Raw genomic sequence first — 21,221 nt, 5'->3', positions numbered from 1 at the left:
TATATTTATCTTATTTCTACAATTATGCCATCCTTCACAACAATCACCTGTGCTTGATTTAAATCAGGCCAATTGTCTCCTACACTAACATTAATAATAGCATCGAGTTCTTGCTCTTTAATCTCACTACCAAGCGGCAGTGTATGTAATTGTTCCATTTGAAACTCTAACAAATCTATTTTTTCTTGTCTATCTTGTATTTCCTTTTTAAAATATTCTCTCACATGCGTGATTTGGTGAGGACGTGATTTTTCAGTTTTTTTCAGCTCAAATTGAAGCTGACCACACTCTTTATGAAGTAATTCTTTTGTAAGAGTGTATTTTTCAAGCAGTTTCTGCTTACTTTGTTCTGTTAGTAATTGCTTCACAACAACCTTTTTCATTATTTGCATATTATCACCCTTATATGAATAAAAAGTGGACACTACCAGCATCAATTAAATTCTATTTTATTGTATAAAAAAAGGAAAGGGTAGCCCTCTCCTTTTTTACTCTGTAATATCTAGATGAATTTTTTTGTTTTGTTGTGCACCTGCTGCATACACAACGGTTCGAACTGCTTTTGCCACGCGGCCTTGTTTACCAATCACTTTTCCCATGTCTTCTTTGTTGACAGAAAGCTCAAAATGAATGCTTTTTTCCGTTTCTTTTTCGGAAACAGTAACATCATTTGGGTGATCGACAAGGGCTTTCACAATAGTCTCTATCAGTTCTTTCATATCATTCACTTACTATTTACTGTATTTCGCATTGTGGAATTTTTCCATAATACCTTGGCTGCTAAACAGGTTACGAACTGTATCAGATGGCTTAGCACCATTTTGAAGCCATTTAAGAGCTAACTCTTCGTCAATTTTCAATTCAGCTGGCTTAGAAACCGGGTTATAAGTTCCAACTGTCTCAATGAAACGACCATCACGTGGTGAACGAGAATCTGCTACTACGATACGATAAAAAGGTGATTTTTTCGCACCCATTCTTTTTAAACGAATTTTTACTGCCATTTATATTGCACCTCCGAATTTTTTACCACACAAGATAGTATATTATCAAGTTTAGGTTAGGTTGTAAAGTGTTTTTTCTTAACAGTGTAAAATTATTTTTTAAACTGTTATTTTTGGAACGCTTATTACATGAAAGGTAGCTTAGGAAATCCACCTTTGCGTTTCCCTTTACCTTTAGTCATTTGCGTCATTTGCTTCATCATCTTTTTCATTTCTTCAAATTGCTTTAATAAGCGATTAACTTCCTGTATAGGTCGACCGCTTCCTCTTGCAATTCGTTTTTTGCGGCTAGCATTAATAATTTCTGGCTGTTGTTTTTCGAGCTTTGTCATGGACTTAATAATGGCCTCCACGTGAGCAAGCTGTTTGTCATCCACTTTTATATCTTTTAAGCCCTTCATCTTGCTTGCGCCAGGCATCATCCCAAGAAGTTCATCAAGCGGGCCCATTTTTTTGACCTGCTCCATTTGATCTAAGAAATCATCAAAAGTAAAGGACATAGTTCTCATCTTTTGTTCAAGCTCTTTTGCTTTTTCTGTATCAACATTTGCTTGAGCTTTTTCAATTAATGATAGTACGTCTCCCATACCTAATATACGAGAGGCCATTCGTTCTGGGTGAAATGGCTCGAGTTGATCTAACTTTTCACCAAGACCTACGAATTTGATAGGTGTGCCTGTAACAGCTTTTACTGATAATGCAGCACCACCACGTGTATCACCATCTAGTTTAGTTAACACGACACCAGTAAGGTCTAATTGTTCATTAAAGCTAGATGCAACGTTAACAGCATCCTGTCCTGTCATAGCATCAACTACAAGAAAAATTTCATCAGGCTTAGCAACCTCTTTGACTTGTTTAAGTTCACCCATTAATGTTTCATCAATGTGTAATCGACCTGCTGTATCGATAATAACATAATCATGGTGTTCTTCCTTAGCCTTCTGTAGAGCTTGTTTTGCAATTTCAACTGGACTAACCTGATCACCTAAAGAAAACACCGGCATACTTAACTGCTTACCGAGAGTTTCAAGTTGTTGAATAGCAGCAGGGCGATAAATATCTGCTGCAACAAGCATAGGTTTACGGTTATATTTTTTGCGCAACAAATTGGCTAGTTTCCCTGTCGTCGTTGTTTTACCAGCACCTTGCAAACCTACCATCATAATAACAGTTGGCGGACGATTTGCTACTGCAATTCTGCTTTGCTCGCCACCCATTAAAGCAGTTAACTCTTCCTGTACTACTTTAATGACTTGTTGTCCAGGTGTTAAGCTTTTCATCACTTCTTGTCCAACTGAACGCTCACTAACACGCTTCACAAAGTCTTTAACGACTTTGAAGTTTACATCCGCCTCTAATAAAGCCAAGCGTACTTCGCGCATCATTTCTTTTACATCGGACTCCGTGACTTTCCCTTTACCACGAATTTTTTGAATTGAACCTTGCAGACGGTCGGCCAATCCTTCAAATGCCATAAATGCCGTGCCCCCTATTCTAACTTCCTAAGCGCCTCTATTAACAATTCTATGTGCTCTTTGTTAGGTGTCGTTACACTAAACTCTTGTAACTTGTCTAGTAATTGTTTGCGCTCTTGAAATTTTTGGAACAACTGTAGTTTCACCTCGTATTCCTCAAGCATTGCTTCAGTACGTTTAATGTTGTCATAAACTGCTTGACGACTGACATTAAATTCTTCCGCAATCTCACCTAAGGAATAATCATCTAAGTAGTATAGTGACATGTACTCTTGTTGTTTAGGCGTTAACAGTGATTGATAGAAATCATATAAATAATTAACACGAGTTGTTTTATCTAACATATTCTATCCTCCTGTTAAGTGAAAAGCCTTTACATGTAAGTTTACATCCTGCTCCACACGATGTCAAGACTTAGTCCCCTTATTGCGATATGTGATAAAAAGGCCAATGACCGCACCAATTGTATTAAGTAGAATATCATCTACATCGAAGCTACCAACAGCAAATATAAATTGCAGCATCTCAAGTGATGTAATAATTGCGATAAATACAACTATAAACAGTATCGGCTTTCGCAGTCGTTTGTTCATTAACGGTAAAAACAATCCAAAGGGCACAAATACAATCACATTACCAACTATATTAATAATCCACGTATCTATATTAAAATAACGAAAATTTATAAAATAATTTTTGATCGTCGCGAACGGTACGATGTTATAGCTATAATACCCACCCGCAGTTCTAACATCACTTAAAAACATCAAATATACTAGACACAATGCATACAAAACAAATAGAGTTTTGTGTATTTTCGATAATTTCATATTATAAACTCTTTTCATAAAAATTTAATTTCAATACCACAGCTTATCCATTATACTAAAGAAAAAAGAAAAGTGTAGCTAGCTTGTATTTCGGCGACTTGCCAGAAATCCTAACAAGAAGACGTTTTATAGCCTTCGTAGGAAGGCGGGACAATCCTCAAGTGCTAAAATTGTGGAAGATCGTAGCAAGCTAGCATAGTGGAGTATACATAAATTTACTGTTCTGATAGTTAATTACTATACTACTACTTAGAAAGATATAATCATTAAACTTTCATTACTTACATGATAATTTTTCGTAATAAATAAAGCAAAGAGGAGGCCGTTTTTATGGAACAAAAAAACTATGAAACTCGTCATATTTTTCTAGCAATATCGATTTGCACCTTAGTAGCAACACCATTCTTTTTCATCTTAATCCCTAAAACAGCTCATAATATGTTGTTTTTTTCTACCTCAACCTGGCTCGTGCAAACACCTAAATACTCATATACTCTGTTTGCCTTAGGAGGATTCTTTTTAGCACTTGGCTTTTTTTTCGTATACTTATTTCATAAGCAACAAACAAAAATAGTAATCTCTGTTTTTGTTATGATACCACTTACACTACTAATCATGTCACTCAGCATTAACCACTATCAATATATGGGTGATACTGGGGTAGCTTGGAGCTCTCCTTTTTCGTATACAACATCGCAATATAGTTGGGATGATGTCGAGCGTATAGAGTATGTGTTAACAGAAAACTACAAAAAAGAAAAATCACGTATACTAATAATGTTTAAAGATGGAAATTCTATTTCTTTTGTTAGCGACAATGTATTTCGAGAGAAATATTGGAAGTTTCGCGGTATTATCGCTAAGTATTCTATACCTTTTATTGGGACTGGAGCTAACGCTAACTCTTAATGTACATATACCCTAATGAACGAAACAGTGTTTATAAGCTCATTAGGGTATTACCATTTACATCTAATCAGTAATTAAAACTATTACTCCTTTAAACCACGATATTTTGCAGTTCGTAACTCTAACTCGTATTCCTCTAACTGTGGCATATTAACTTCGCGTGCTTGACGAATTGCTTCGTCTATATCATATGGTACACGAACATTTTGTATAGAGAATGGGCTATTTAGACTAGTTTCAGATGTGCCTTCAATAATCATATAAGAACCTAAAGGTATATCTAAAGGATTACCAACACTCCCGGTATTAAAAACTATTCGGTCACGAATAGGCTGGAAGTAAGAATAATGAACGTCCCCGTATCCTACAACGTGTGCTTCGATTTCATACCCTGTTTTTTCTGTATTGGTAAACATGCTCATAAGCTCGTCAAACCCATCCCAAGCTTGGACACGATGATGAACACTTTTAGCTGATGCATGAAACAAACGAATATTACGTCCACTTAAAGTAAAATCAAATGAAAAGGGAAGGTTTTTTAAATACTGCAATCGCTCCTTACCAAGTACATCTTGATGCCAAAGTAAAGTTTCATCATTCGTTTCATTTGTTATAAAGTTATCCCAGTTACCTTGAATAACAACTTCACATACTTCTTGTACGATATCAACAGCTTTATCTCCAGATGGTCCTTTTCCAATTAAATCTCCTAAGCAAAAAATCCTTTGAATTTGACGATTTTTTATGTCTGTTAAGACCGCAGTCAACGCTGGTATATTTCCATGTATATCAGAGATAATCGCAATTTTTTCAGTCGTCATGATATCATTCACCCTTTATTAGAAGTAAGTGTACTCCCATCATATTAACTCTTTAATAATAATACACCTAATTGTTTCATTCCAATTGTTAAACGTTTTATGATTCACTATTCCGTCACACTATGATAATTGTTTCCTGCTAAAATTACAGATAGCATTAAAATAAATCCACAGTAAAAACTTCAACCAGAAAATACTCATATGTATTAAAAAGGAGATAGCCATGGAGCGTTTATCTAATAACGAAACACAAAGACTATTAAAACCAATGAAGCAAATAATACGTGATTATGAACTTATTTCGGACGGTGACCGTATTGCAGTAGGATTATCTGGTGGTAAAGATAGTTCAACCTTGCTTTATTTACTTACGAAATTACAATGGTTTGGTCCTACCACATTCGAAATAGTTCCCATATCTCTAAGCTTAGGTTTTAAGAACATGGAGATTGAACCACTCATTCAATTCGTAGAGCGGTTAGGACATTCACTACATATTGTCCCAACAGATATAAGTAAGGTTGTATTTGACTATCGCCAAGAAAAAAACCCTTGTTCTTTATGCGCCAAATTAAGACATGGGATTTTATATGAAGAAGCTAACGCTTTAAATTGCAATAAAGTCGCCTATGGGCATCACTTAGATGATGCCATTGAGACCTTTTTCTTGAATTTTCTGTACCAAGGACGGTTTGGTACTTTTAAGCCATTATCTTATTTAGATCGCACACAATTAGCAATTATAAGACCGTTGATTACCATTGAAGAAAAACACATCCAACAATTTGTTATTGCTAAAAAAATCCCAATCATTTATAATCCTTGTCCAGCTGATAAGCAAACTAAACGTGAAGAAATAAAGCAATTGATAAATCAATTAGCTCAAAATTATCCTGACATACGTCACAAATTTATAAATGCCGTAAGCGAAGTTGACATGGATAAATTTTGGCTTAACAAATAAACCTTCAAGTTTTACTTACAAATTAAAAATTGGCTGTCCTTCTATTTACAAAGGACAGCCTCAATTTATTCTTGTTCATCAATTAAATTTGCAAATAGACCATATACATATTGTTCAGCACTAAACTCTTGTAAATCCTCCATTTTTTCTCCAAGTCCAACAAGTTTAACCGGTATATGTAACTCGTTTCGAATCGCAAGGACAATACCACCCTTTGCAGTACCATCTAGCTTTGTTAAAACTATACCCGATACATCTGTCGCTTCAGAGAATTGCTTTGCTTGACTCATGGCATTTTGACCCGTTGTTGCGTCTAAAACTAACAGTACTTCATGAGGTGCACCAGGAATTTCACGTTCAATCACTTTTTTTACTTTTTCCAGTTCTTTCATCAAGTTTACTTTATTTTGAAGGCGACCTGCTGTATCACACAGTAATATATCTGCTTTACGCGACTTTGCTGCTTGAACCGCATCATACATTACAGCAGCAGGGTCTGATCCTGCTGACTGCTTAATTACGTCCACACCGACACGTTGTCCCCATACCTCTAACTGTTCAATTGCACCTGCACGGAACGTATCTCCTGCTGCTAATAATACATTTTTCCCTTCTGATTTAAACTTGTGAGCGAGTTTTCCAATAGTTGTTGTTTTTCCAACCCCATTAACACCTACGAATAAAATAACAGTAAGATCATTATCCTGAATATTTAAAGCAGTATTATCGTTAGTTTCACTAGAATCTTTGTAAATTTCAACAAGCTTTTCAGAAATAACGGCTTGTACTTCCTTTGTGTCTTGAATATTACGTCGTTTTACTTCTGTTTTCAACTCATCAATTAAATCCATTACTGTTGCTACACCAACATCGGCACCAATTAAGATCTCCTCAAGCTCTTCAAAGAAATCCTCATCAACCTTACGATATCTTGCTACTAAATCGTTGACCTTCTCAGAGAAATTATCACGTGTTTTAGTTAAACCTTCTTTAAATTTTTCAGTTACTGAGTCTGTTTGCTGTGTAATTTTTTCTTTAAGCTTTTTAAAAAAATTCATTTTTTATATCCTTTCTTTATAGATTCAATAAGATAAGTGCAAGGCACTGCATTAGAGGATAAAGAAGACAGCGTCGTCATCTCCTCAGTCCTTTATATCGAGTGAGAGGCACGCCGACAATGGACTAACTAAAACATGGGACGAGACACTACATTCAAAATTTTATTCTCTCCTATCCGAATCAAAAATGTAGTACCTATACATACAGCTTCCCAAGAGTATTTTAGTATACATTATACTTAGCGAATCAACAGAGTAAGAGTAATAATCCTACAAGTCTTAAAGTAACTAAGAGCTTAATGCAGACTTAAAATTAGACACACATAAAGTAGGGCTATAATAGTCTCTAATATGATGTGTAATTTTGTTAATATTAAGCTTCAACACAATACCTTAGCGAATTTACATGAAATAAATGCCTTACAAACTAACCTTCATGTATTAATGCCTTTTGTTCTTCTAATCTAACTGATACTAGCTTAGAGACACCAGACTCTTGCATAGTTACACCATACAATACATCCGCTCCCTCCATCGTACCTTTTCGATGTGTGATAACAATAAACTGTGTTTCTTTGCTAAATTTACGTAAATATTGTGCAAATCTCTGTACGTTTGCTTCATCAAGAGCTGCTTCAACTTCATCAAGTACACAGAAAGGAACAGGGCGTACCTTTAGGATAGAAAACAATAATGCAATGGCCGTCAGTGCTCGTTCTCCCCCTGATAGTAAACCTAAATTTTGTAGCTTTTTCCCTGGTGGTTGTGCAACAATTTCAACACCCGTATGGAGCAAATCTTGCGGATCAGTAAGGACTAAATCAGCTCTTCCTCCACCAAACAAAGCCTGAAATACAGATTCAAAATGAGATTTAATTGCTACGAAAGTCTCTTCAAAGCGTTTATTCATTTCATCATCCATTTCACCAATTACTTTAAATAAAGTTTCTTTAGCAGTAATTAAATCATCCTTTTGTTCAGTTAGGAATTCAAATCTTTCGGACACTCGTTCATATTCATCAATGGCACCAAGATTTACGGTTCCAAGCTCCTCAATTGCTAACTTGATAAGCTTAACCCTTTTTCGTGCTTCGGAAACTTCAATTTGAAGAGGATAAGCCTCTTTTGCCGCCTCAAATGACATCATGTACTCTTCCCGCAAATGATGTAACAGGTTATCAAGTTCAACGTCTAGACGGTTTATTTTAACCTCATAGTCTTTTAAAACGTCATTGAACTGTTTTACTTGCCTTTTAAGCTCCTTTAATTCTTGTTCTTTATGTTCAATGGTAGCCTGAAGGTTTAATCGTTCTTCACGACGAACGGATATCAATTGAATTACGTTATTTTTCTCAGCCTGCTTATCGGAAGCTGCCTCTTGAAGTTTTTCCACGTCATTCTCGTCTGTGTACATACCTGATTTCAATAAATCTAGGTCTTCATTTATATACGTTAACTTTTTACTAGTAGCTGTTAATTCTTCTGTTAGTCTTGATAAAGTAGTAGTAACATTGGCGAACTGTTGCTTTTTCTCAGCATGAAACACTTTCAGTTCGGTTAGCTCTGCTTGTAATGCTTCTTTACTGGTTTGATTTTGCTGCTTTTGTTCGGTTAACTGTTTTATTTTTTTATCGAGTAGCCGTATTTCTTCCGCCTTACCTTCTAAAGAAGATACGAGTTCTTTATACCTCTCACTGAGTTGGTACTTATCAGCAGTTAGGTTAGCTTGCTCACTATCATAAATTGATAACTGCTCATTTACATTTTTTTCTTCCATCTCTATCTGTTTAATATCACTGCGGACAGCCTGTTCTGACAGTCGTAATTTTTCACCTGTTTGACGTAAATTGTCAAGATTTTCTTCCGAGGTAGTAATTTTTAATTTTACCTGTTTTACCTCTACTTCTAACTCTTTAGTCTTGCCTTCCATATCTGAAAGCTTATTTTGAATCTCTTCAAGTTCTCGATTCCTACTTAATAATGATGTACCTTTTTGCTTAACCGCCCCGCCAGTCATTGATCCACCAGGGTTTACAACGTCTCCTTCAACTGTTACAAAACGACAGCGATGATTAACAAGCTTAGCTAGTTCATTTGCTCCTTTTAAATCCTTTGTAATAACAACCGTACCAAGTAGGTTTGAGACGACTTTTCGATACTTTTCATCACAAGTAATGATATCTGCTGCTACCCCGACGAAAGCGGGATGACTAGACATTCTTACTACGTCAGAGGAAGATAATACTCTCTCTTTAATGACTGTTAACGGTAGAAAAGTAGCGCGACCAAAGGAGTGTTGTTTTAAATATTGAATAGCTTGTCTTGCATCATGTTCAGTAGCGACTACAACGTGTTGCATCGCAGGTCCAAGTGCAATCTCAATTGCCGTTTCATACACCTTTGGTACTTGTATAACTTCTGCAACGGCGCCTTCAACACCTGTTAAATGAGTTTCTTTAGCCTTTAATACTTCTTTTACTCCTTGATAAAAACCCGCATAATCATCTTGCATTTCTTCTAGTGCCGTTTTACGAGATTTCACTTGCTGTAAATATTGATAAGCTTGATATAATAGTGATTCTTTCTTCTGGTACTGCCCTTTTAACTGTTCGATGTGTCTTTGTTGTTCACGAAACTGTACAATTTGATCATTAAGTTCTTTTTGAGTTATTGCTAAATTAGCATGTAGTTGATCTTTTCTTGTTTCAATATCAATGCGTTGCTCAACATATTTTTTATTGTTTTCTAGTAAACGAGTAGACTTGGTTTCATGCTGTTTTAATTGTGAGCTAATATGAGACTGTTCATTTCGTTGTGTCGCCTGTTCATTTAAAAGCTCAATATAGTCACTTTTTAGCTGTTCAATTTCTTCCTCAATATTTTCACTATAGGTTTGAACAAGTTTATCTTTTTCGTCTAAATCAGCTTTTACTATATCTAGTTCGTTAACTAAATCTGCTTTCTTAACTGTCTCTTGCTGAACAGCTTCTTGAAGTTCACTTTTTCTCTTCGTAAGTTCAGCCGCCTGATCTATTAATTGCTGCTTATTTTGCTCAGTATTTTTCTTTCGTTCTTTTAATACCTCTTTACGACCTTCAAGTTTCTCGAGTTCCTCACTTGTTAAAAGTAACACCTGCTGTAAATCTTCAATTGATTCATCAAGCGCCTGAAGCTGCTCACGTTTTTCTGTAAGATTTGCCTCATGCTTTTGCAACTCTGTAGCAGACGCTAGTTCAAGATCACTTGTTTTTTCATAAGACTCTTTTAGTTGCTCCCATTTTTCGTATCTTTCTTCAATGTCATGAACCATCAAAGATACTTCACTTTTCTCCAGTTCTTCCTTTTGCTGCAAATAATCTTTGGCAATAGATGACTGAACTTGGAGAGGCTCAATTTGCTGTTCAAGTTCATACAAAATGTCTGTGACTCTATTTAAGTTTTCTTGTGTTTCTGCTAGCTTATACTCAGCTTTTTTCTTTCTAGTTTTATACTTCAACACGCCTGCTGCTTCTTCAAAAATAGTCCGTCGTTCTTCTGCCTTACTACTTAAAATCTCTTCTACTTTCCCTTGGCTTATGATAGAAAAAGCTTCTCTGCCAAGACCTGAATCCATAAATAAATCAATAATGTCTTTTAAACGACAAGCTTGTTTATTTATAAAAAATTCACTATCACCAGAACGATATACACAACGAGTTACACTGACTTCGTGATAATCTATTGGTAAAAAATGATCTTCGTTATCAAGAGTCAATGTCACTTCAGCTACATTTAGTGCTTTTCGGGAATCACTCCCCGCAAAAATTATATCTTCCATCTTTGCGCCACGTAATGACTTTGCTGATTGCTCACCTAACACCCAACGAATAGAATCTGTGATGTTACTCTTTCCAGATCCATTTGGACCAACAACCGCCGTTACTCCTGATACAAAATCTATAGAAACTCTTTCTGCAAAAGATTTAAACCCTACAATATCTAACCTCTTGAGGAACATCTTATCTCCCCTTGTTTCATTAAAAGTAATTAATCAATTTATTTTACCATACCATTCTAGCTTCAAAAATCACATAAGCTAAAAAAACTTTGATAAAGCCTAACATATGAAAATTAATGAGTGTATTACATACAAATTAGCAATAACAGTCTTTAACTTTCAAAGATAAATGATAATATTTGTACCATTAAACAGACAAAAACCTCCTTCTTAGGAGGATTTTTGTAATATACTATTTATTGTTTTGAATCTAACTTTAGTTTTTCTAATGCAGCTTGAGCAGCTTTTTGCTCTGCTTCTTTTTTTGATCGCCCACTACCGGTTCCAAGCTCAATGCCATTTAAAGAGACTCTAGAGACAAACTCTCTATTGTGAGCTGGACCTTTTTCTTGTAAAACCTTGTATTCTAGGATTCCACTATTGTCTCGCTGTACAATTTCTTGAAGTTGACTTTTAAAATCCATCACATGAGAAAAAGCACCTTCATTAATTTTCGGAAACACATATTTTTGTAAAAACGAAACCACAGTATCCAATCCTTTGTCTAGAAAAAGCGCACCTATAAACGCTTCAAACACATCAGCTAATAAAGCAGGTCGTTCACGACCACCTGTCAGTTCTTCGCCTTTCCCTAAAAGAACTAAGTCGCCAAATGATAGCTGGTTAGCAAAAGCAACAAGTGATGGCTCACATACAATACTCGCACGTAATTTTGTTAACTGTCCCTCACTCATTGTTGGATATTTATTAAACAAAAACTGTGAAATCGTTAGCTCTAACACTGCATCTCCTAAAAATTCTAATCTCTCGTTATCCTCATTAGGCTTACGACGATGCTCATTCACATACGATGAATGGGTAAACGCTTGCATTAAAAGTTTTTCATCATGAAATGATATTTCTATTCTTTCCTGAAATTTTATGAACTTTTCAGGTGTCTTTTCTGGAAAACGTCTTTCTTTTGTTCGAACTTTTTTAGGCATGAGATAAAAAGCCTCCAAGTAACTTCATTAATTTTAAGGATGCGTACATTGTACGCATCCGTGAAAAACTAGAGATTAGCCTTTATGTAGTTAACAGCGTCGCCAACTGTTACGATTTTTTCTGCATCATCGTCCGAGATTTCCATATCGAACTCATCTTCTAATTCCATTACTAGCTCTACCACATCAAGGGAATCTGCGCCAAGGTCTTCTTTGAATTTAGCTTCTTCTTTAACCTCTGACTCATCAACACCAAGACGATCAACGATAATTTTCGTTACGCGTTCTAATACTTCTGCCATCACCTTCACCTCCCTCCAAAACATTATAGAGTATCTCCGTAAAAATTACTACTTTACATATAATTTTCCGAAAATAATGTGTTACATAACCATACCACCATCAACATGGATCGTTTGACCAGTAATATATTTTGCTCGATTTGATGCCAAGAAGCATACTGTCGCAGCTATATCCTCTGCCTCACCAAATTTTGCAAGCGGTATTGTATTGAGCATTTGAGTTTTTACATCCTCTGATAACTCATCAGTCATGTCAGTAGTAATAAACCCAGGGGCAACAGCATTAACAGTGATATTACGACTTGCTAATTCCTTTGCAGTTGTTTTTGTTAATCCAATAACACCTGCTTTAGCAGCAACATAATTCGCTTGTCCTGGATTACCAACAACACCAACGATAGAAGTTATGTTAATAATTCTTCCAGATCGTTGCTTCATCATTTGACGAGTCACTGCTTTTGTACAATGGAACACACCTTTTAGATTGATATTTAACACTTGGTCCCATTCATCTTCTTTCATTCTCATCAATAGATTATCCTTCGTTATACCAGCATTATTGACTAGTATATCAAGCTTCCCGAATTGTTGTACTGTTTCTTTCATCATTTTTTCGACTTGTTCTGCATCTGAAACATCAGCTTGCAAAACCAACGCTTTTCGTCCCATTGCACGAATTTCTTCAGCAACTTGATGTGCTTTAGCTTCACTACCGGCGTAGTTTACAACTACGTTTGCACCTTGCTTAGCCAATTCGATAGCAATAGCACGGCCAATACCACGAGATGCACCTGTTACTAAAGCAACCTTTTCTGACAGCATTATAACGCCTCCTTAAGCTTTGCTGTAACCTCTTGCAAAGACTGTATATCATACACAGCGTAAGTCGTGACTCTTCTATTAATTTTTTTTACCAAACCTGATAATACCTTTCCTGGTCCAATTTCTATAAAGGTATCAACGCCATCTTCTAGCATAGTGTAAACACTATCTTCCCAAAGAACAGGTGAAGATAGTTGGTTTACTAAATTCGTATGTATATCTTCAGCCTTTTGTATTGGTTTTGCAGTAGCATTTGCAATGACAGGGATAGAAGCATCCCTTATTTGTATATCTTCAGACAGCACCCGACTCAACATCTCAGCAGCCGGTTGCATAAGAGAGGAGTGAAATGGTCCACTGACATCTAAAGGTATAACACGTTTAGCTCCTTTTTCCTTTGCAAGATTACCCGCAAGAGTAACAGCCTCTCTATTCCCGGAGATGACTATTTGCCCGGGACAATTTATATTTGCTGGCTGTACTACTTCACCTTTTTGTGAAGCTTCATTCGTTACTTGTTGCAGAGTATCTATATCAAGTCCAAGCACTGCAGCCATTGTACCTAATCCAGCAGGAACAGCTTGCTCCATAAATTGCCCTCGTTTATGAACAGCGTACACCGCATCCTCAAAAGATAGTGCCCCCGCTGCCACAAGAGCACTATATTCTCCCAAGCTGTGACCAGCTGTATAGCTAGGGGTGATCCCAATATTTTTAAAGGTTTCTAAAATTGCAACACTTGTGGTTACAAGTGCTGGTTGTGCATGATATGTTAATGTTAACGACTCTTGTGGTCCTGAGAAAATAATAGATTGCAAATCAAATCCCAGACGATCGTTTGCTTTTAAAAAAACTGATGCCGCTTCGGGGAAGTTATCATAAATATCCTGTCCCATTCCAACGACTTGTGCTCCTTGCCCAGGAAAGATAAATGCAGCTTTCACTTCACTCTAACCCCCTTATTTTTTAAAATCTCTCAACTAAATATCAAGCTCTTGAATTGCTTTTGTAATCATTGGACATACGTCGTTTTTAACCATATTACTAGCCTGCATAATAGCATGATATATGGCATTATCATCAGAGGATCCATGTGCTTTTACTACAGGTGCTTGCAAACCAAACAAGGCTGCTCCACCATATTCACTATAATCCATCTTTTTCTTAATTCCTGTTAATTGTGGTTTTAAAACAGCAGCAGCTAGTTTACTTTTTGTGTTTGCTGTTAAGGCACCTTTCAACATTTTGAATACACTCATGGCAGTACCTTCAATTGTTTTTAGCGCAATGTTACCTGTAAACCCATCTGTTACAACAACATCAGCCACACCTTCTAGTAAATCTCTAGATTCAACATTACCGATAAATTGAATATTACGTGTTCCTTTTAGCAACTCATATGTTTGCCTTGTCAGCTCATTACCTTTTTTTTCTTCCGTTCCGATATTTAACAATCCAACACGTGGGTTAGAAATACCACGAACGTTAGCACTATACAACGAACCCATAATAGCGTAATGCATTAGATGCAAAGGCTTTGCATCTGCGTTAGCACCAACATCTAAAAATACAAATCCCGTACCGTCTATAGTAGGTAAGGTTGGTGCAAGAGCAGGGCGTTCAATTCCAGCAATTCTCCCAACAACAAATAAGCCACAAGCCATTAATGCTCCTGTATTACCTGCTGACACACAAGCATCTGCTCTTCCCTCTTTCACCTCATTTGCCATAATGACCATTGATGCGTTCTTTTTTCTTTTCACTGCTCGTACTGGTTCGTCGTCATTTTCTATTACTTCTGTAGTATGTATTACGCTAATTTTACTCGTATCTTTCCCAGCTAAAAGGGGCGTGATTTTTGTTTCGTCTCCAACTAAAATGATTTCAATGTCAGATGTTGTAGTTAAAATCTTTAATGCACCAGTAACAACTGCATCTGGCGCATGGTCTCCACCCATGGCATCAATCGCTATCCTCAATATTAGCTCCTTCTTTCTTTCCGATTTGCTGCGAACTACGGTACATTTCAAATTCACCAGAAAATACTTGTTCTCCTGATACAGAACTCATGACTTCCACAATAGTTCGTCGTCCGGATTGATCCTCAACTTTCATAACTTTGGCTTTCGCAATAACTCTCTCGCCTACTTTAACAGGTCTTGTAAAACGAATAACCGCTTTTGCCGTTAAAGCTAATTCGTCATTTATAACGGCCACAGCTAACGAATTTGCCTGTGCAAATAAATGATGACCTCGAGCAATTTGATTTCTGCTGAAAGCATGTTCAGGCAGCACTTCAAACATTGAAATCGCCATATGATCAGGCTCAATATCAATTATTTCTCCAATTACTTCGTGTAAAGGTAAAGCACGAACCTTTTCATCTAACTGCTGCTCTGCAACATGTTTAATACGCTCGCGGAGTTCAGGTATAGATAATTCCATTCTGTCTAACCTTATAGTTTGAATACTAACAGAGAATTGGGTTGCTAGTTCTTCATCTGTTATAAAGGGATTTTGTTCGATAGTTTCCTTTAATAATGCTTGTCTTTGATACTTACTTTTTTTCATGGCATACACCATCCGATATTATGACTAGGTCCTAATAGTAGTATATAATCTATCTTCTTAATATTCAACCCTTGTTTAATATTAATCAAATTTTTCCCCCTCTAATGCACCCGATTGAATAACTTCCAGTCTAAGTGCCTCAAACTCGCTATCTTTCCAAAATGCTTCTGATTGTATAAGTAAAGTAGCATCATGTCGTGCTGTCTCAAGTGCACGATAATCATGGACTACATCAGCCATTTTAAATTCCGGAACACCACTTTGTTTTTTACCAAAAAAGTCCCCTGGACCTCTTAGTTCCAAATCTTTTTCAGAAACAATAAAACCATCATTTGTTTCTGTCATAATTCGCATTCTTTCTTGACCGATTTCTGTCTTGGGATCCGCTAATAGGATACAATAAGATTGATCTTGTCCACGTCCTACTCGACCTCTTAATTGATGTAATTGAGCCAAGCCAAAACGTTCCGCATCATAGATTAACATAACAGTTGCATTCGGTACGTTGACTCCTACCTCTACAACCGTTGTTGAAACCAACACGTGGACCTCGTTCTTTTCAAATCGCCTCATTACATCATCTTTTTCAGCAGAATTCATTCTACCGTGCAATAGACCTATTTCATATTTACCACGATAATACTGAGTAAGCGTAGCATGAACATCAAGCGCATTTTGCACATCTAGCTTGTCTGATTCTTCAATAAGGGGGCATATAACATAGGCTTGTTTCCCTTGAGTCAACTCTTTTTCAATAAAACTTAAAACTCTATCGAGCATATGATGCTTTGCCCAATATGTTTCTATCTTTTTTCTACCGGCAGGCAGTTCATCAATAACAGATACATCCATCTCTCCGAACGCAGTAATAGCTAATGTTCTCGGTATGGGTGTAGCCGTCATAAACAGAACATCTGGGTTTCCACCTTTTTGTCTAAGAACACGTCGTTGTTCCACTCCAAATCTGTGCTGCTCATCTGTAATGACGAGACCGAGGTTTTTAAAGTTCACTTCATCTTGTATGAGTGAGTGAGTCCCAATTATGATATCAATTTCTCCCGAAACTAACTGTTGTAGCGTTTCACGGCGCTCACGCGTTTTAGTTGAGCTCGTTAATAAAGCGAGTTTGATCCCAAAAGGTAATAATAAATCTGTTAAAGATGAAAAGTGTTGTTCAGCTAGAATTTCCGTCGGTACCATTAAAGCACCTTGGTTACCGCTTAACACACTCGCATACATGCAAATGGCCGCAACTACCGTTTTTCCACTTCCCACATCTCCTTGTAATAAACGAGACATATGATAAGGAGATTTCATGTCATTTAATATTTCTTGAAGCACTCTATTTTGTGCATTAGTTAATGGAAATGGTAAAGCATCTTTAAATGCATCCAGCTGATCTTCATCATAGCTATGTTGAGCACCTTTTGATTGTTCCCGTTCGTATTTCCGCAACGCTTGCATCTTGAGCTGAAATAAAAGGAATTCTTCATAGACAATACGTCGTCTCACTTGCTTCACTTCTTCCTGAGTGTTAGGAAAATGGACAGCACGTATCGCATCTTTTTTATTTAATAGCTTATACCGTTGTAAAAGTTCCTGTGGTAAAGTTTCTTCAATATAGTCTTTATACTGTTTATAAGCTAATGAAATAAAACGCTTAATTCCTTTTGCAGTTAAATCACCTCTTGTAGAGTACACAGGTACAAAAGCTTGCGAAACATTGTTTGTGAGCCTCAATTCATTTACAGTAATCATTGCTCGTCCTTGGTCCCACTTACCTGTAATTGTTACAGCTTGATTAATTGATATTTTATTTTTTAAATATGCCTGATTAAAACAAACAGCACTCACAAGGTGACTGCCAACAAAAAGCCTAAACATAAGCCTTGATTTTTTATGACCATAATACGATAAGGAAGGCTCACTATGAACCCTCCCCTCAATTGTTACACGTTCCCCATGCTTTACTTCAGAAATATCTTTTAATGTATAATCTTCGTAACGAAATGGGTAATACTCAAGCAAATCACGAATTGTAACAAGACCTATCTGAGTTAATAAGGCTGCACTGTCTTCGCCTATACCCTTTACTTCTGTTAGTGGTAATAAAAGTTTATTCACCTTTTTGAAGAGCAACTCCAAAGATCTTAGCTTCCCACTCTCTTCCCGTTGGAGTCGCTGCCAACCCTCCTTGTGCTGTTTCTCTAAGAGCAGACGGCATTGTCTGGCCAATTTTATACATAGCATCAATGACTTCATCACAAGGAATTCTACTAGTAATACCTGCTAATGCCATATCCGCAGCTACCATTGCATTTGCCGCTCCCATCGCATTTCGTTTAACGCAAGGTACTTCTACTAATCCTGCAACAGGATCACACACTAAACCTAGCATATTTTTTAAAGTTATTGCCATAGCTTCAGCACATTGTCCTGGCGTTCCTCCTGCCATTTCGACAATAGATGCAGCTGCCATTCCACTAGCAGAACCCACTTCAGCTTGGCAGCCACCTGCTGCTCCTGAGATTGAAGCATTGTTCGCAACAACATAGCCAAAGGCACCAGCCGTAAACAAAAAGCGTATCATTTGCTCTCGCGTTGGATTCAAAACATTCTTAACAGCAAAAAGCGTACCGGGTACTACACCTGCTGAACCAGCAGTTGGTGTCGCACATATAGTACCCATTGCTGCATTCACTTCATTTGTTGCAACCGCTTTACTAACAGCATCTAATAATGTATGGCCTGATAAAAATTGGCCTTTTGCAATATAAGCCTGCAGTAAAACAGCATCCCCACCAGTTAAACCCGTGACAGAACGAACACCTTGCAAGCCTTTTTCAACTGCCTGCTCCATTATCGTCAGCTGCTGATCCATCTGTGTAAAAATATCCTCACGACTTCGAGAGGTTACTTCCATTTCTTGAAGGATCATAACCTCTGAAATTGGAATATTTTTACTAGTTGCTAATTCTACTAATTCCGCCACATTACGAATCATAAAAATCCTCCCTACTCCCCGCCTTATTCTACAATTCTAGTAACGCGTATTATATTTGGTAGCGTTGAAAGTTCACTAATAATATGGTCTTCAATAGTCTGGTCCACTTCAATCGTCATAAGAGCAAGCTGTCCCTTTTCTTTCCTGGACACTTCCATTTGACCAATATTTATGGCATGTTTAGCTAGAATATTTGCCACACCAGCTATTGCACCATATCTATCGTTATGTTCTACCAAGATTGCTGGATGATGACCTGATAATTTTAGACGGAATCCATTTAATTCGACAATTTCAATCTTTCCTCCACCAATGGAAATTCCAACTAAAGATAATTCTGCTTTGTCATCTCCAATATGAACTTTTACTGTGTTAGGATGGTCAGTTAGTGCTTCCTCTTCAATAAAAGTAACCTTCATATTGTTTTCTGAAGCTAGTTGTAAGGATGTTCGAATTCGCTCGTCAAATGTATCAAAATCTAACAGTCCTCCAACAATAGCCACATCTGTACCATGGCCTTTGTACGTTTTGGCAAAGGAACCATACAAAGATATAATAGCCCACTTGGGCTGACGGTTGAATAAACTGCGGGCGACACGTCCAATACGAGCTGCTCCTGCTGTATGAGAGCTCGACGGTCCAATCATAACGGGACCTATTATGTCAAATACGCTTTTATATTTCACAATACCATGTCTCCTTTTTAGCGCTTTAAAGAAATATAATAGCTCTTTACATACGAAATAGAAGGGCCATAACCCTTCTATTTGTTATTGTAGCGCTTATTCAACTGCAAATATATAGGCATATAATGGTTGCTCACCGTTATGAATCTCAACCTCAATATCCGTGAAATTTTCTTCAAGATACGCTGTTAAAGTTGCCGTATCTTCTTCACTTGCATCTTCACCTTGCAGTATAGTAACAATCTCATCATCATCACTAATCATAGATGCTAATAGTTGCTTCGCAGTTTCGAGCTTGTCACTATGTGACATGACAATCTTTCCATCAAAGATACCCATAAAATCATCTTTATTAATTTCAACACCATCAATACTTGTATCACGAACAGCAAAAGTTATTTGACCTGTTTTCACTTGGGATAACGCTTCTGTCATAGCTTGTTTGTTATCATCTAAGCCAGCTGCTGGATTGAAGCTAAGTAACGCACTTAAGCCTTGTGGTACAGTCTTTGATGGAACAACAGCTACATCCAACTCTACAATTGATGCTGCTTGTTCAGCTGCCATAACAATATTTTTATTGTTAGGTAAAAGAATTATCTTATCTGCATACACTTGTTCAATTGCCTTAACAAAATCCTCCGTACTAGGATTCATTGTTTGGCCACCTTCAATTACATATTCAGCACCAATACTCTTAAATAAATTAGCAATACCTTTACCCATTGATACTGTAATAATAGCATATGGTGCTTTTTCTTTACGAGGGGCTTGCTTTTGTATAGGAGGCAATTCTGTTACAGGATGTTCATTTAAAATTACAGCATGCTGCTCTCGCATGTTTTCAATTTTCATATTGATTAAGCTACCGTATTCTTGTCCATAAGATAAGACTTGACCAGGTTGCTCAGAATGAATATGTACTTTAACAACATCATCATCAGATATAACTAATAATGAGTCACCATATTGACTTAAATCCTGCCTAAAGCCTTCCTCATCAAAAGGTTTTCCAGCAAGTTTCTTGTCTTCGAACTTGACCATGAATTCTGTACAGTAGCCAAAGACTATATCTTCAGTGTTCATATGACTTTGAGCACTTCTGTGGTGTTCAGCATTTACAAGGTCTGTCATAGAAGGTAGGTCAGACTCCACAAGCTGTTCACCTTTTAATTCCGCTAAAAACCCTTCGTACACGTATACTAGACCTTGTCCACCACTATCTACTACTCCTACTTCTTTTAGTACTGGCAACAGGTCTGGCGTTCTGTTTAAAGATGCTTTTGCTTCCTTAATAGTCTCCTCTAATAAGACGATAATATCTTCCTCTGTCTTACTAACAGCCACAGCTTTTTTAGCAGCATCCTTGGCTACTGTTAAAATTGTGCCTTCAACAGGCTTCATAACAGCCTTATAAGCCGTTTTAACACCGTTTTCTAAGGCATTTGCAAACTCAACGCTTGAAATAGTAGCATTATGCTCTATAAATTTAGAGAATCCCCTAAATAATTGCGATAATATAACGCCTGAATTCCCACGAGCACCCATTAATAGACCTCTTGATAAAGACATGCCCACTTTTCCAATATGGTCTACTGCATTTTGTCGCACTTCTTTAGCACCTGAAGTCATAGATAAATTCATATTGGTACCAGTATCTCCATCTGGTACAGGGAAAACATTTAATGAATCAACATATTTAGCATTATTCGCTAAATGTGTAGCACCTTGAATCACCATTTGTGCAAAGCGCTTTCCGTCTAGTTGCTTAATAGACACTATCTTTCCTCCT

At 36.9% G+C, this 21,221-nt stretch carries 21 protein-coding genes; 2 read left to right on the top strand and 19 right to left on the bottom strand.

Annotated features, from left to right (window positions below):
* Nucleotides 1-5: 5 nt before the first annotated feature.
* From EJF36_RS09035 to EJF36_RS09010, 6 genes are all read right to left on the bottom strand, one after another.
* Complete coding sequence (locus tag EJF36_RS09035; RefSeq protein ID WP_125906006.1) at nt 6-392, bottom strand: YlqD family protein; 387 nt, start codon at nt 390-392, stop codon at nt 6-8.
* Between the two features lie 96 nt (nt 393-488).
* On the bottom strand, nt 489-719 hold the full coding sequence (locus EJF36_RS09030) for a KH domain-containing protein (protein WP_125906005.1): 231 nt from the start codon (nt 717-719) through the stop codon (nt 489-491).
* A 12-nt stretch (nt 720-731) separates the two neighbouring features.
* Nucleotides 732-1,004 (bottom strand): 30S ribosomal protein S16, encoded by a 273-nt coding sequence (gene rpsP, locus EJF36_RS09025; RefSeq protein ID WP_125906004.1) that lies wholly within the window; start codon nt 1,002-1,004, stop codon nt 732-734.
* Between the two features lie 125 nt (nt 1,005-1,129).
* Nucleotides 1,130-2,482: a signal recognition particle protein gene (gene ffh, locus EJF36_RS09020; RefSeq protein WP_125906003.1), complete on the bottom strand. Its 1,353-nt coding sequence runs from the start codon at nt 2,480-2,482 to the stop codon at nt 1,130-1,132.
* 14 nt (nt 2,483-2,496) lie between these two features.
* Nucleotides 2,497-2,826 carry a putative DNA-binding protein gene (locus EJF36_RS09015; RefSeq protein WP_125906002.1) on the bottom strand — a complete coding sequence of 110 codons (330 nt, stop codon included), beginning with the start codon at nt 2,824-2,826 and terminating at the stop codon, nt 2,497-2,499.
* 63 nt (nt 2,827-2,889) lie between these two features.
* A complete protein-coding gene (locus tag EJF36_RS09010; RefSeq protein WP_185806867.1) occupies nt 2,890-3,312 on the bottom strand; it encodes a VanZ family protein in 423 nt (140 codons plus the stop codon).
* A gap of 330 nt (nt 3,313-3,642) precedes the next feature.
* Between EJF36_RS09010 and EJF36_RS09005 the strand changes: the two genes are divergently transcribed.
* Nucleotides 3,643-4,221: a hypothetical protein gene (locus EJF36_RS09005; RefSeq protein ID WP_125906000.1), complete on the top strand. Its 579-nt coding sequence runs from the start codon at nt 3,643-3,645 to the stop codon at nt 4,219-4,221.
* Between the two features lie 83 nt (nt 4,222-4,304).
* Here EJF36_RS09005 and EJF36_RS09000 read toward each other — a convergent pair whose 3' ends face one another.
* A complete protein-coding gene (locus tag EJF36_RS09000; protein WP_125905999.1) occupies nt 4,305-5,042 on the bottom strand; it encodes a metallophosphoesterase family protein in 738 nt (245 codons plus the stop codon).
* A 223-nt stretch (nt 5,043-5,265) separates the two neighbouring features.
* On the opposite strand from EJF36_RS09000, the gene EJF36_RS08995 reads away from it, so the two are divergent.
* The gene (locus EJF36_RS08995) at nt 5,266-6,006 is read left to right on the top strand and encodes a tRNA lysidine(34) synthetase (protein ID WP_125905998.1); all 741 of its coding nucleotides are present in this window, start codon (nt 5,266-5,268) and stop codon (nt 6,004-6,006) included.
* A 65-nt stretch (nt 6,007-6,071) separates the two neighbouring features.
* Here EJF36_RS08995 and ftsY read toward each other — a convergent pair whose 3' ends face one another.
* From ftsY to EJF36_RS08935, 12 genes are all read right to left on the bottom strand, one after another.
* A complete protein-coding gene (ftsY, locus tag EJF36_RS08990) occupies nt 6,072-7,064 on the bottom strand; it encodes a signal recognition particle-docking protein FtsY (protein WP_125905997.1) in 993 nt (330 codons plus the stop codon).
* 427 nt (nt 7,065-7,491) lie between these two features.
* Nucleotides 7,492-11,061 carry a chromosome segregation protein SMC gene (gene smc / locus EJF36_RS08985; RefSeq protein ID WP_125905996.1) on the bottom strand — a complete coding sequence of 1,190 codons (3,570 nt, stop codon included), beginning with the start codon at nt 11,059-11,061 and terminating at the stop codon, nt 7,492-7,494.
* A gap of 236 nt (nt 11,062-11,297) precedes the next feature.
* Nucleotides 11,298-12,044: a ribonuclease III gene (rnc, locus tag EJF36_RS08980; RefSeq protein ID WP_125905995.1), complete on the bottom strand. Its 747-nt coding sequence runs from the start codon at nt 12,042-12,044 to the stop codon at nt 11,298-11,300.
* A 68-nt stretch (nt 12,045-12,112) separates the two neighbouring features.
* The gene (gene acpP, locus EJF36_RS08975; RefSeq protein ID WP_125905994.1) at nt 12,113-12,346 is read right to left on the bottom strand and encodes an acyl carrier protein; all 234 of its coding nucleotides are present in this window, start codon (nt 12,344-12,346) and stop codon (nt 12,113-12,115) included.
* Between the two features lie 81 nt (nt 12,347-12,427).
* On the bottom strand, nt 12,428-13,168 hold the full coding sequence (gene fabG, locus EJF36_RS08970; RefSeq protein ID WP_125905993.1) for a 3-oxoacyl-[acyl-carrier-protein] reductase: 741 nt from the start codon (nt 13,166-13,168) through the stop codon (nt 12,428-12,430).
* The gene (fabD, locus tag EJF36_RS08965; protein WP_260471861.1) at nt 13,168-14,112 is read right to left on the bottom strand and encodes an ACP S-malonyltransferase; all 945 of its coding nucleotides are present in this window, start codon (nt 14,110-14,112) and stop codon (nt 13,168-13,170) included. Before fabD ends, fabG begins: the two co-directional genes overlap by 1 nt.
* Before the next feature lie 36 nt (nt 14,113-14,148).
* Nucleotides 14,149-15,147: a phosphate acyltransferase PlsX gene (gene plsX, locus EJF36_RS08960; RefSeq protein WP_125905992.1), complete on the bottom strand. Its 999-nt coding sequence runs from the start codon at nt 15,145-15,147 to the stop codon at nt 14,149-14,151.
* Nucleotides 15,131-15,739, bottom strand: coding sequence for a transcription factor FapR (fapR, locus tag EJF36_RS08955; RefSeq protein WP_125905991.1), 609 nt, complete (start codon nt 15,737-15,739; stop codon nt 15,131-15,133). Before fapR ends, plsX begins: the two co-directional genes overlap by 17 nt.
* Before the next feature lie 81 nt (nt 15,740-15,820).
* Nucleotides 15,821-17,863, bottom strand: a complete 2,043-nt coding sequence (gene recG, locus EJF36_RS08950) for an ATP-dependent DNA helicase RecG (protein ID WP_260471860.1) — start codon at nt 17,861-17,863, stop codon at nt 15,821-15,823.
* Entirely contained in the window at nt 17,856-18,743 is an 888-nt protein-coding gene (gene sdaAA / locus EJF36_RS08945) for an L-serine ammonia-lyase, iron-sulfur-dependent, subunit alpha (RefSeq protein ID WP_260471859.1), read from the bottom strand. The genes recG and sdaAA overlap by 8 nt, the downstream gene beginning before the upstream one ends.
* A 23-nt stretch (nt 18,744-18,766) precedes the next feature.
* Nucleotides 18,767-19,429 carry an L-serine ammonia-lyase, iron-sulfur-dependent subunit beta gene (gene sdaAB / locus EJF36_RS08940; RefSeq protein WP_125905989.1) on the bottom strand — a complete coding sequence of 221 codons (663 nt, stop codon included), beginning with the start codon at nt 19,427-19,429 and terminating at the stop codon, nt 18,767-18,769.
* 96 nt (nt 19,430-19,525) lie between these two features.
* Entirely contained in the window at nt 19,526-21,208 is a 1,683-nt protein-coding gene (locus EJF36_RS08935; RefSeq protein WP_125905988.1) for a DAK2 domain-containing protein, read from the bottom strand.
* Between the last annotated feature and the right edge of the window lie 13 nt (nt 21,209-21,221).

Origin of the sequence: Bacillus sp. HMF5848 (genome assembly GCF_003944835.1) — a bacterium.
GTDB lineage: Bacteria > Bacillota > Bacilli > Bacillales > HMF5848 > HMF5848.
This window is presented reverse-complemented; position numbering and strand designations above follow the sequence as displayed.